The organism is Streptomyces sp. NPDC058751 (assembly GCF_042746485.1).
In the GTDB taxonomy this organism is placed as follows: Bacteria; Actinomycetota; Actinomycetes; order Streptomycetales; family Streptomycetaceae; genus Streptomyces.
Genome location: NZ_JBHYPZ010000004.1, coordinates 1 through 11347, shown reverse-complemented (window position 1 = coordinate 11347; position 11347 = coordinate 1). Strand labels below are relative to the sequence as shown.

10 protein-coding genes and 1 rRNA gene are annotated in these 11347 nt (G+C 71.3%); 8 read left to right on the top strand and 3 right to left on the bottom strand.

The annotated features are described in order from the left end of the window. Nucleotides 1-92: 92 nt before the first annotated feature. Nucleotides 93-2261, bottom strand: a complete 2169-nt coding sequence (locus ACFW6B_RS05305) for a serine/threonine-protein kinase (protein WP_386592213.1) — start codon at nt 2259-2261, stop codon at nt 93-95. A gap of 134 nt (nt 2262-2395) precedes the next feature. On the opposite strand from ACFW6B_RS05305, the gene ACFW6B_RS05300 reads away from it, so the two are divergent. From ACFW6B_RS05300 to ACFW6B_RS05285, 4 genes are all read left to right on the top strand, one after another. Next, entirely contained in the window at nt 2396-2716 is a 321-nt protein-coding gene (locus ACFW6B_RS05300) for a peptidase (RefSeq protein WP_386592211.1), read from the top strand. 77 nt (nt 2717-2793) lie between these two features. Continuing rightward, on the top strand, nt 2794-3078 hold the full coding sequence (locus ACFW6B_RS05295) for a hypothetical protein (RefSeq protein ID WP_386592695.1): 285 nt from the start codon (nt 2794-2796) through the stop codon (nt 3076-3078). A gap of 84 nt (nt 3079-3162) precedes the next feature. Then, complete coding sequence (locus ACFW6B_RS05290) at nt 3163-3684, top strand: EamA/RhaT family transporter (protein ID WP_386592209.1); 522 nt, start codon at nt 3163-3165, stop codon at nt 3682-3684. 360 nt (nt 3685-4044) lie between these two features. Next, complete coding sequence (locus ACFW6B_RS05285; RefSeq protein WP_386592207.1) at nt 4045-4884, top strand: class I SAM-dependent methyltransferase; 840 nt, start codon at nt 4045-4047, stop codon at nt 4882-4884. Here the strand turns inward: ACFW6B_RS05285 and ACFW6B_RS05280 are convergent. Further along, nucleotides 4848-6269, bottom strand: a complete 1422-nt coding sequence (locus tag ACFW6B_RS05280) for a SulP family inorganic anion transporter (protein ID WP_386592693.1) — start codon at nt 6267-6269, stop codon at nt 4848-4850. The genes ACFW6B_RS05285 and ACFW6B_RS05280 overlap by 37 nt on opposite strands. A 340-nt stretch (nt 6270-6609) precedes the next feature. Here ACFW6B_RS05280 and ACFW6B_RS05275 point away from each other — a divergent pair, with 340 nt between their 5' ends. The 3 genes from ACFW6B_RS05275 (at nt 6610) to proC (ending at nt 9301) form a co-directional block, all read left to right on the top strand. Further along, a complete protein-coding gene (locus ACFW6B_RS05275; RefSeq protein WP_386592205.1) occupies nt 6610-7491 on the top strand; it encodes an ABC transporter ATP-binding protein in 882 nt (293 codons plus the stop codon). Further along, nucleotides 7488-8321 carry an ABC transporter permease gene (locus ACFW6B_RS05270; RefSeq protein ID WP_386592203.1) on the top strand — a complete coding sequence of 278 codons (834 nt, stop codon included), beginning with the start codon at nt 7488-7490 and terminating at the stop codon, nt 8319-8321. Before ACFW6B_RS05275 ends, ACFW6B_RS05270 begins: the two co-directional genes overlap by 4 nt. A 167-nt stretch (nt 8322-8488) precedes the next feature. Continuing rightward, nucleotides 8489-9301 carry a pyrroline-5-carboxylate reductase gene (gene proC / locus ACFW6B_RS05265; RefSeq protein ID WP_386592201.1) on the top strand — a complete coding sequence of 271 codons (813 nt, stop codon included), beginning with the start codon at nt 8489-8491 and terminating at the stop codon, nt 9299-9301. A gap of 25 nt (nt 9302-9326) precedes the next feature. On the opposite strand, the gene trpS is transcribed toward proC, so the two are convergent. Further along, nucleotides 9327-10331: a tryptophan--tRNA ligase gene (gene trpS / locus ACFW6B_RS05260; protein ID WP_386592199.1), complete on the bottom strand. Its 1005-nt coding sequence runs from the start codon at nt 10329-10331 to the stop codon at nt 9327-9329. 839 nt (nt 10332-11170) lie between these two features. Here trpS and ACFW6B_RS05255 point away from each other — a divergent pair. Then, a 16S ribosomal RNA gene (locus tag ACFW6B_RS05255) occupies nt 11171-11347 on the top strand; the annotation flags it as partial.

The window sequence follows — 11347 nt, the reverse complement described above, 5'->3', positions numbered from 1 at the left end:
CCCCGGCCCCGGGCCCCGGCCCGCCCCCGCCCCCGGGCCCCCGGTCTACCCGCGTGGCGGCGCCGCCCCGGCCGCGGCGGCCCCTCCACGTCTCACCAGCCCGAGGGATCCCGCCCGTCGACCGCGAAGAGCGAGCCGTCGGGGGCGGTGGCATAGACACGGGTGCCGGCGGTGAGGGGGGCGGGGAGCGCGTTGACCAGGGAACCCCGGTTGCCACCCAGGCGTGCCTTGGTCTGGCCGAGCAGCGTGCCACGGGCGGTGTCGACCGCGAGGAGCCGGCCGTCCACAGCGCTCAGGTAGAGGCGTTCACCGGCCAGGGTGGGGGCCGACGACCAGCTGACGGAGGTCTCCAGCCGCCACAGCTGCGCCGAGGTCCGGGTGCTCACTGCCACCAGCGCGCCACCGTCGGCCAGCAGGTACACCGCGTCCCCGCGGACGACGGCCTGTGCTCCCGGGAGCGGCACGGGCAGCTCGACGCGCTTGGCGGTCCGGTGGGTGACGTCGTACCGCACGACGGCATCGGTGTACTGGTGGGTGTCCGTGGAGGTGAACCAGAGCACGTCGGCCTGGGCGTGCACGAGGCTCAGGTTTCGATCCAGGCTCCGCTTCCAGGCCACGGCGCCGGTCTCGGGATCGACCGCCGCCACCTGGATCCGGCCCCCGTTCGGCGACACGGCGTAGGCGACGTCGTCCCCGTACGTCGAGAATCTGGGAGAGGACAGCCCCGGGAGCGCGTGCTGCCACAACCGCTTGCCGGTCGCCGAGTCGAGGGCGGTGACCTCGGAGTCGCGGTCGGTGAGCAGGGTGACGTCACCGGTGTGGGCGACACCCCCCTCGTAGCGTGTGGTGTCTCGTTCCCAGCGGGTCTTCCCCGTGGACGGGTCCAGTGCCGTCAGACGCTGTCCACCCCGGCTGAGGACCTGGAGCAGTCCGCCCGACAGGACCGGCGCGCCCGGCACGTCGCTGCTCCGCCGCTCCGGGTCCGGACGGGACCACAGCACCTTGCCGTTCGCGGGATCGACGGCGACGGCCAGTGCGCCGGGCCGCAAGCAGTACAACCGGTGTGCGCCGTATGCGCATTGCGGCTGTCCGGTGGCCTTCACCCCCGCGGTCGTCAGTTTCACGTCCCACGGCCCGAAGTCGCCGCTCCGCGACGGAGGCGCCACGTGCTTCTGCGCCGACGCCGGGGCCTGTGTCCCGTCCGGCCGTGTGAGAACGCCGAAGGCGACGGCGCCCGCGGCGAGTCCGGCCAGGGCGATGGCGGCCGGCAGCCGCCATCGCCGTCCGCCCTTCTTCCGGGCGGCCACGTGGGTGAGGTCCTCGGAACCTTCCGGTCGTTCGTGCCGTGGCCACGGCGCCACGTCCCGTGCCGGAGGCACCGGTTTCCTTTCCCCGGCCCGCTGCTCGGGAATGAAGGCCCGGGTGTCGTACGAGGCGGAGACCGAGCGCAGCGCGGTCATCAGCTCGTCCGGGGTGGGCCGGTCCTCGGGCTCCTTGGCGAGGCAGCGCGAGACGAGGTCGGCCAGCTCCTCCGGTACACCCGTCAAGTCCGGCTCGTCGTGCACGACTTGGTAGGCGACCAGATAGGGGCTGTTCGAGTCGAAGGGCCCGCTCCCGGTGGCCGCGTGGACGATCACCGACCCGAGCGCGAACACGTCCGCGGCCGGCCCGACGTGCCGCGGCCTGCTGAACTGCTCCGGCGCCATGAACGGCGGCGTGCCGATCAACTTGCCCGTCTCCGTGCGGAGTTCGCTGTCGGCGGGGCGCGAGATGCCGAAGTCGATGACTTTCGGCCCGTCCTCCGCCAGCAGGACGTTGCTGGGCTTGAGGTCGCGGTGGACCACGCCGGCCCGGTGGATGTCCCGCAGGGCCTCGGCGAGCCCGGCCATCAGATGGCGTAGCCGGTCGGTGGACAGCGCGCCGTTCCGCTTGACGTGCTCGGCGAGGGTCGGTCCCGGGATGAACAGGGTTGCCATCCAAGGGCGTTCGGCCTCGGGGTCGGCGTCCACCACGGGCGCGGTGAAGGCACCACTGACCCGGCGCGCGGCCGCGACCTCCTGACGGAACCGCCCCCGGAACTCGGGGTCTTGGGAGAACTCGGCGTGCACGACCTTGACGGCCAGCCGCAACCCGGAGGCGGACCGCGCCAGATGCACGATTCCCATGCCACCGGAGCCCAGTCTCGCCTCCAGCAGGTACTGCCCGGCATAGTGCGGATGTTCCGCTTCCGAATCCGTACCGGTGCTGCGCTGTGGCGGCATCACTCACCCCCGTGGGATCGACCGCGTGCGCGACGCGCAGAGCCTAGTCGATCCTTCGTGCGAAACCTCGGCGGCTTGCTAGCCTCCTCGCGCAGCTTGAATTTGGCGTGAACCAACCAACGGGGGAATCAGATATGGCCACGGAAGACATCGTGATCACGGACGCGGCGGAGACGGCAGACACGGAGCCGCTGGCCGCGGCGACGGTCCGCACCTACCCGCTCGCCCCGGGACACAACGTCAACGTCCGCAGCGGACCCGGCACCCACTACCCGATCGTCCGCACGCTGTCGGCCGGATCGAGCATCCCGATCCGCTGCCAGTGTCAGGGAGAGTCCGTCACCGGTCCGTACGGGACCTCGACGATCTGGGACAACATCGCCAACGCGCAGTTCGTCTCGGACGCCTACGTACGCACGGGCAGCGACGGCTACGTCGCCGCGAAGTGCTCCTGACGACAGAAGGAAAGACTTTGAGAACCGTGTTAGCCAGGCGGGCCATGCTCATCGGAGGAGCCACCGCCGCGCTTCTGATGGTGGCGGGGGCAACGTCTCAGGCGTCGGCCACGCAGCGTACGTATCCCATAGCGCCAGGTGTGCAAATCAACGTCCGCAGTGGTCCGGGCACCCACTTCAGCATCGTGCGCACCCTGCCTGCCGGCTCCCGTGTCCCGATCTACTGCCAGTGTCCGGGAGAGACGGTCACCGGTACGTACGGGACCACGAAGATCTGGGACAACATCGCCAACGGCCAGTTCGTGTCGGACGCGTACGTCCAGACGGGCAGCGACGGCTATGTCGCCCCCGAGTGCTCCTGACCGACGCTTCCGCCGAAAGGCGTCCGCGGCGGCTGTGACGGCCGTCGCAGCAGTTACCGGGGCAACCGGGGCGATAATCGTCGCGTGAGCGACGAGACCAGCACGCGCCCCGGCACCGGCACCCGAAACGGCCCCGGCACCCCCGCAGGCCCCCGGCCCGAGCCCCTGCGTTTCTTCGGGACGACCTGGGTGGAGCACGACGGCGGCTACACCGGCCGTCGGATCGGCGTGGCCGTCGGCTCGCTGGCCGCCGCGGTGGCCGCCTGCTTCGTGCTCCGCTTCGCCTACCAGGGCCTGGCCATCGCGGACGTGGGAACGCCCGTGACCGTGATGGTCGTGGTGATGTTCGCGGTGTGCAGCGCGCTGGCGTTCGGCCACACCTCGGGCGCCTTCTCCAAGCGCCCCGACCCCGACCGCCAGGCGTCCCTGCGCGGTCTGCTCGCCATCGGCTTCGTCGGCTCCCTCCTCGCCTACTGCCTCCGCTCGCTCACCGAGGCCCCGGGCGAGAAGCTCCACCGCGAGGAGTACGAGGCGGCGAAGGAGCAGTACACCCGCCGCACGGCCCGCCGAGCCGGCAACCCCGCGAAGAAGCGCCGCCGGGTCTGACCGACCTCCGGTCGCACCCGAGCCGCCACGCATCCGCACCCGGGTACGCGCGGGAGGGGACGTGCCGGTACATCAGATGCCCGCAGGCCGGACGGATCGGCACCCACGCCCACCTCGAAACCCCGCTGGGATCCGTTCGGATGCGGGCGGATGTACCGGCGCGGCCCCGCCCCCCACCGGGCCGGCCCCGCCCCCTCCACCGGGCCGGCACCACTCCCTCCACCAGGCCGACACCACTCCCACCGGGCCAGCCCCGATCCACCCACCGGCCCGACCCACCCACCGGCCCGGTCCCGCAAGCCCAAGGTGCGGCAGAAAACGCCCTACCCCCGGCCCCGCACCCCCCGCGATCATGCCCCCATGACGCCTTCCCCGCAGCCCTCCCCCTCCTCCCCCTCCACCTCCACTCCTCCCGAGGGCACCCGGCACACCGAGCGAGCCCACTCCTTCAACGCCGCCGCGGCGCAGTACGCCGCCAACCGCCCCTCCTACCCACCCGCCCTCTTCGACGCCGTCGAAGCCCTCGCGGGCCGGTCCCTGAGCGGAGCAAAGGCCGCCGACGTCGGGGCGGGCACCGGCATCTCGACCGGACTGCTGCACAGCCGCGGCGCGGACGTCCTCGCCGTGGAACCCGGCCCCGGCATGGCCGCCGAGTTCCGCCGCGTCCACCCCGCCATCCCGATCGTGCGGGGCAGCGGCGACGCCCTGCCCCTCGCCTCCGCCTCGATGGACTTCCTCACCTACGCCCAGTCCTGGCACTGGACCGAACCGAGCCGCTCGGTCCCGGAGGCACTGCGCGTGCTGCGCCCCGGCGGGGCGCTGGCCCTGTGGTGGAACACCGAGGCGCTCGACGTCCCGTGGATCGAGGCGTCGGCCCGCCGCGCCGAGCGCTTCCTCGGCCTGGACGAGAAGCACCGGAAAGCCGAGCGGAGCCCCAGCTCCGTCCAGCCCGCCCGCGCCCTGGCCGCCGACCCCACCGGCACCCTCTCCTTCACCCACCGCCAGGTCCGCTGGAGCCGGCGCGTCCCGGTCGGCACCCGCCTCGCCAACGTCGGCAGCCACTCGCAGTTCCTGGTCCTCGGCGAGGAGGCCGTGAAGGAGTTCTTCGCCGAGGAACGGAACCTCCTCCTCCAGGCTTTCCCCGAAGGCTTCGTGGAGGAGACCTACGTCGTGGAACTGCTGGTGGCGACCCGTTCGTGACCCCGCCCGGCGGCCCACGCGTCGAGGGCCGCCGCACACGCGTGGTCCACGTGCCGCAGCCCGCCCAGTTCCAGCCGTACGACGCGGTCGTGAGGCAGCGCCTCCAAGGCGTCCAGCAGCTTCGGCAGTCGCAGGAAGGTGGCGTTGCCGACGACCCGTACGACCATTCCCGCGGCCCCCCGGTCCTCGGTCTCCACGTGCACATGACTGATGTCCCAGGCGGTCTTGGCCACGGCGAGCGCGAGCCCGACCAGCACCCCCTCGAACAGGTTCCCGACCACGATGGCCACCGCGGTCACCGCGAGGACGACCACCTCGCCGCGATGCCCGCGCCACAGCGTCCGCAGCTCCCGCACCGGCACGAGCTTGCACCCCGCGTGCACCAGCAGCGCCGCCAGCGCCGCCACCGGGATCAGCCCGAGCACCGCGGGCACCACGGCCGTGAAGAGCAGCAGCCACATCCCGTGCAGCACCCGCGACGCCTTGGTCCGCGCCCCCGCGTGCACGTTGGCCGCGCTCCGCACGATCACGGCGGTCATGGGCAGCGCCCCGAGCATCCCGCACACGGTGTTCCCCGCGCCCTGCGCGATGAGCTCCCGGTCGTAGTCGGTGCGCGGCCCCTGGTGCAGCCGGTCCACCGCCGCCGCGCTGAACAGCGACTCCGCCGAAGCGATCAGCGCGAACGCCAGCACGGTCCCGATCACCCCCGCTTCCGGGAGCCGGCCGAGGTCCGCGAGGGACGGCGACCGTACGGCGTCGAACAGCCCCTGGACCTCGACCCGCCGCACCCCCAGCCCGAAGACCCCGGTCACGGCCGAGGCGAGCGCCACCGCCAGCAGCGGCGCCGGAACCAGCCGGGCCCCCCGCCGCCAGCGCGGCCACAGCAGGAGCACGGCCACGGTGACGGCGCCGATCCCCAGCGCCACGGGATCGGCGGCACCGGCCAGCGAGACGATCCCGGCGATCTTCCCGAGCCCGTCGGAGGGCGCGGCCGCGTCACCCATCGCGTACACCTGGCCCGCGATCAGCACGAGCCCGATCCCGGCGAGCATCCCCTGCACGACGGCCATGGACACGGCCCGGAACCACCGCCCGAGCCGCAGGACCCCGAGCCCGAGCTGCACCAGACCGGCCCCGAGCACCAGCAGACCGAGCATCTGGACCCCGTACGACTGCACGGCCTCGTACACCAGCACGGTCAGCCCGGCCGCGGGTCCGCTCACCTGCAGACTGCTCCCGGGCAGTGCCCCGGCGACCAGCCCGCCGACGATCCCGGTCACCAGCCCCAGTTCGGCGGGCACACCGGACGCTATGGCGACCCCCACGCACAGGGGCAGCGCCACCAGAAAGACGACGAGGGACGCGAACAGATCGGCTTTGCGCAACACGACAGCACCTCCGGTCGACAGCGGGAGATGCGTGGGTGCCGTGCCGGGGGAGGGCACGACGGACCTGGCGACCCGGGATCGAGCCGTTTCGCACAGTGAAATCCATTGTCAGGTAAGCCCGTTGATCGCACAGCCCCTCCGGGCCGCTGTCACGCGAACGCGGGAGCGCATGGCTCGGCAATCCCGCGGACGATCGCGTTCCGTTCGCGCCGACACGCGCCTGCGCCACCAGGCGCTCCCGCCGACGCGGGTCTGCGCCACCCGCCGTTCCCGCCGTACGGCCGGAACGGCGCGGCCCTTGACCGGCGCACTTCGGGAGAGCAATATTCATCAAGCGATGATTATTCGTCCGCGTCCACCCCACCCCACAGGAATCCCCGTGCCCCTCACCCCGCCCGCGGTCCGCGCCGAAGGCCTCACGGTCGTCCGCGGCACCCGCACCGTCCTGCACGGACTCGACTTCACCGTCCCGCGCGGCCAGATCACCGGCCTGCTCGGCCCCTCCGGCTGCGGAAAATCCACCCTGATGCGCGCGACCGTCGGCACCCAGGCCAAGGTCGGCGGCACCCTCGAAGTCCTCGGCCGCCCCGCGGGCGACGCCGCCCTCCGCTCCCGCATCGGTTACGTCACCCAGGCGCCCTCCGTCTACGACGACCTGAGCGTCCGCCAGAACCTCGACTACTTCGCCGCGGTCCTCGACCCGGGCCGGGCCGCCGCCGAACGCCGCCACGCGGACGTCACCCGGGTCATCGACGACGTCGACCTCGCCTCCCACGCCGACTCCCTCGCCGGCAACCTCTCGGGCGGCCAGCGCAGCCGCGTCTCGCTCGCCGTCGCGCTCCTCGGGGCCCCGGAACTCATCGTCCTCGACGAACCGACCGTCGGCCTCGACCCCGTACTGCGCCGCGACCTGTGGAACCTCTTCCACTCCATCGCCGAGCAGCACGGCACGACCCTCCTGATCTCCTCCCACGTCATGGACGAGGCCGAGCGCTGCCACCGGCTCCTGCTGATGCGCGAGGGCGGGATCCTCGCCGACGACACCCCCGAGGCCCTGCGCGAGCGGACCGGCTCGGCCACCGTCGAAGCCGCGTTCCTGCACCTCGTCGACGAGGCCGTCGCCGCCGCGCGCCGCCCCTCACCGACCCCGGCCGAGAAGTCCCGGACCGACGAGTCCCCGGCCACCGGCCCCGACTCCCGCGAGGAGAACGCCCGATGAGTTCCACCGCGGCCACGAGCCCCACCCCGCCCGCCGAGCCCACGGACCCCGGCACCCCCGGCCGTCCGGCACCGGCGTCCCGCCCGAGCGCGCTCAACCCCTCCCGCACGACCGCCACCGCGGCCCGCGCCCTGCGCCAGCTCCGGCACGACCCGCGCACCATCGCGCTGATGGTCCTCGTCCCCTGCATGATGCTGTTCCTGCTCCGCTACGTCTTCGACGGCAGCCCGCACACCTTCGACTCCATCGGCGCGTCCCTCCTCGGGATCTTCCCGCTGATCACGATGTTCCTCGTGACCTCGATCGCGACCCTGCGCGAGCGCACCTCCGGCACCCTCGAACGCCTCCTCGCCATGCCCCTGGGCAAGGGCGACCTGATCGCCGGCTACGCCCTCGCATTCGGCGCGATCGCCATCGTCCAGTCGGCCCTGGCCACCGGACTCGCGGTCTGGTTCCTCGGCCTGGACGTCACGGGCTCCCCCTGGCTGCTCCTGCTGGTCGCCCTCCTCGACGCCCTCCTCGGAACGGCCCTCGGCCTCTTCGTCTCGGCGTTCGCCGCCTCCGAGTTCCAGGCCGTCCAGTTCATGCCGGCGGTGATCTTCCCGCAGCTCCTCCTGTGCGGCCTGTTCACCCCGCGCTCGAACATGCACCCCGTCCTGGAGGCCGTCTCCGACGTCCTGCCGATGTCGTACGCGGTCGACGCCATGAACGAGGTCCTCACGCACACCGACATGACCGCGACCTTCGTGCGCGACGCGCTGATCGTCGCCGGGAGCGCGCTGCTGGTGCTGGGACTCGGAGCGGCGACCCTGCGGCGCAGGACGCAGTAACCGCCGTGGACGTCGTACGAAGCCCGGGGAAGCCGTACGACGCCGGAGAACCCCGCGGCCGGGCGGGCGGGCCCGAGCCCGTCCGCCCACCGGACATCCCACCCGCCCCCATGGCCCCGGTGCGAGGATGAACGCGGACGATCCAACCCCTGGAGGGCACCGCAACCATGCCTCAGAAAGTCGCAGTCCTCGGCACCGGCAAGATCGGTGAAGCCCTGCTCAGCGGAATGATCCGCGCCGGCTGGGCCCCCACCGACCTCCTGGTCACCGCCCGCCGGCCGGAGCGGGCGAGGGAACTCCAGGAGCGCCACGGCGTCACCCCGGTCACCAACGCGGAAGCCGCGAAGAGCGCCGACACCCTGATCCTCACGGTCAAGCCCCAGGACATGGGCGCCCTCCTCGACGAACTCGCCCCGCACGTCCCCGCCGACCGCCTGATCATCAGCGGCGCGGCGGGCATCCCGACCTCCTTCTTCGAGGAGCGCCTGGCCCCCGGCACCCCGGTCGTCCGCGTCATGACGAACACCCCCGCCCTCGTCGACGAGGCCATGTCCGTCATCTCCGCCGGCAGCCACGCCACCGCCGAGCACGTGGCGTACGCGGAGGAGGTCTTCGGCGCCGTCGGCAAGACCCTCCTCGTCCCCGAGTCGCAGCAGGACGCCTGCACGGCCCTCTCCGGTTCGGGACCGGCGTACTTCTTCTACCTGGTCGAGGCCATGACGGACGCGGGCATCCTGCTCGGCCTGCCCCGCGACAAGGCGCACGACCTGATCGTCCAGTCCGCGATCGGCGCCGCCGTGATGCTCCGCGACAGCGGCGAGCACCCCGTGAAGCTCCGCGAGAACGTCACGTCCCCGGCGGGCACCACGATCAACGCGATCCGCGAACTGGAGAACCACGGCGTACGCGCCGCACTCATCGCGGCCCTGGAGGCGGCCCGCGACCGCAGCCGCGAACTCGCCTCCGGCAACAACAGCTGACGCCCGCCCCCGCCCTCGGCCCCGCTCAGCCGGCCGAGGGCGGCAGCAACCCGATGGCCTCGTACGCCGAGTCCACCGTCGGCCGCGCCATCTCCCTGGCCCGCCGCGCACCGTCCCTCAGTACCCCCTCCACATGGGCGGGATCCGCGCACAGCTCCTTGTGCCTCTCCTGCACGGGCCTGAGAAGTTCGACCACGGCGTCGGCGGTGTCCTTCTTCAAGGCCCCGTACGACGCGTACCCACCGGCCAGGACTTCGGGGTCGCCGCCCTCGCACGCCGCGAGGATCTCCAGCAGGTTCGAGACCCCGGGCCGCGCCTCCGGGTCGTACGCGACGTCCTGCCCGCTGTCCGTGACCGCGCGCATGATCTTCTTCCGCACGGTCTCGGGTTCGTCGAGCAGATAGACGACACCCGGTCCGACGTCGTCGCTCTTCCCCATCTTCGACGTCGGCTCCTGGAGGTTCATGACCCGTGCCGCGACCTCCGGCCGGGTCGCTCGGGGCACCACGAACGTGTGCCCGTACCGCTGGTTGAACCGCACCGCCAGATCCCGGGTCAGCTCGACGTGCTGCGCCTGGTCGTCCCCGACCGGCACCTCGTCGCTCGCGTACGCCAGGATGTCGGCCGCCATCAGCACGGGATACGTCAGCAACGACAGCCTGACGCTCCCGCCGCGTTTCCGCTCCAGCGCGGCCTTCTCCTTGTACTGGATCATCCGCCGCATCTCACCGTCGGTCGCGACGCACTCCAGCAGGTACGACAGCCGCGCGTGCTCGTCCACGTGACTCTGTACGAACACGGTGCACAGCTCGGGATCGAGCCCCGAAGCCAGCAGCAAGGTCGCCGCCTGCCTGCTGAGCCTGCGGACCCGCCCCGGATCGTGGTCCACGGTCAGCGCGTGCAGATCGACGATGCAGAACAGGGCCTCGGCCCGGTGCTGGTCGGCCTCTGCCCAGCGGCGTACGGCGCCCAGATAGTTCCCCAGCGTCAGATGCCCGGTCGGCTTGACCCCGCTGAAGACCCGCGTCATCTCTCAACCTCCTGGTCGAGGCCGCCGCGTCCGCCGGCCGGCTCCCCAGGAGGGGCAACAAGAACGGCCGCCGAGGCGGCGGCCGTTGGGTACATACGTGTGTACGGCCGCCCTCAGGTGGCCCACCACTGCTGGGTGCACGTACGCGTAGTCATGGACGTCAGCGTACGCCTCGGCCGGTCCGTCCGTACCGAAGTTGACACGACCCGGGCCCATCCGTAGTGTTCTCCGAGTTGTCCGACGTGAGCGTCGACTCCGGTCGGTCCCCGGACAGCCATTCCGCACCATCATTCAACGATCGACGACTCGTCGTCGGCTCGTTTTCATGCGTGTTTGCGAAATGAGGATTCCGCGTTCGATAAGGACGCCACCCCGATTAGCTCGGGAGCCGCGAATCCGCTAATGTCTCACTCGTCGGAACGGCCCAACAGCCGCGAAGACAAAACCCGCTGACTGGGAGTCAGGCCCGAAAGGATCTGATAGAGTCGGACTCGCCGGAAAGGGAAACGCGGAAGCGGGAACCTGGAAAGCGCCGAGGAAATCGGATACGGAAACGGTCTGATAGAGTCGGAAACGCAAGACCGAAGGGAAGCGCCCGGAGGAAAGCCCGAGAGGGTGAGTACAAAGGAAGCGTCCGTTCCTTGAGAACTCAACAGCGTGCCAAAAATCAACGCCAGATATGTTGATACCCCGTCTCCGGCCGTCATGGCCGGGGCGAGGTTCCTTTGAAAAAGTCCTGCCCCCCTGGGGCAGGCGCACAGCGAGGACGCTGTGAACCGAGGGATTATTCCTCCCTTTGGTTCCGCTCTCGTGGTGTTCCACCGGATTACCGGTAAACATTCACGGAGAGTTTGATCCTGGCTCAGGACGAACGCTGGCGGCGTGCTTAACACATGCAAGTCGAACGATGAAGCCCTTCGGGGTGGATTAGTGGCGAACGGGTGAGTAACACGTGGGCAATCTGCCCTTCACTCTGGGACAAGCCCTGGAAACGGGGTCTAATACCGGATAACACT

Bases quoted from the DNA above. Each gene is read 5' to 3' on its own strand.
- ACFW6B_RS05305 (WP_386592213.1), bottom strand. From the start codon at position 2,261: ATGCCGCCACAGCGCAGCACCGGTACGGATTCGGAAGCGGAACATCCG.
- ACFW6B_RS05300 (WP_386592211.1), top strand. From the start codon at position 2,396: ATGGCCACGGAAGACATCGTGATCACGGACGCGGCGGAGACGGCAGAC.
- ACFW6B_RS05295 (WP_386592695.1), top strand. From the start codon at position 2,794: ATGGTGGCGGGGGCAACGTCTCAGGCGTCGGCCACGCAGCGTACGTAT.
- ACFW6B_RS05285 (WP_386592207.1), top strand. From the start codon at position 4,045: ATGACGCCTTCCCCGCAGCCCTCCCCCTCCTCCCCCTCCACCTCCACT.
- ACFW6B_RS05275 (WP_386592205.1), top strand. From the start codon at position 6,610: ATGATTATTCGTCCGCGTCCACCCCACCCCACAGGAATCCCCGTGCCC.
- ACFW6B_RS05270 (WP_386592203.1), top strand. From the start codon at position 7,488: ATGAGTTCCACCGCGGCCACGAGCCCCACCCCGCCCGCCGAGCCCACG.
- proC (WP_386592201.1), top strand. From the start codon at position 8,489: ATGCCTCAGAAAGTCGCAGTCCTCGGCACCGGCAAGATCGGTGAAGCC.
- trpS (WP_386592199.1), bottom strand. From the start codon at position 10,331: ATGACGCGGGTCTTCAGCGGGGTCAAGCCGACCGGGCATCTGACGCTG.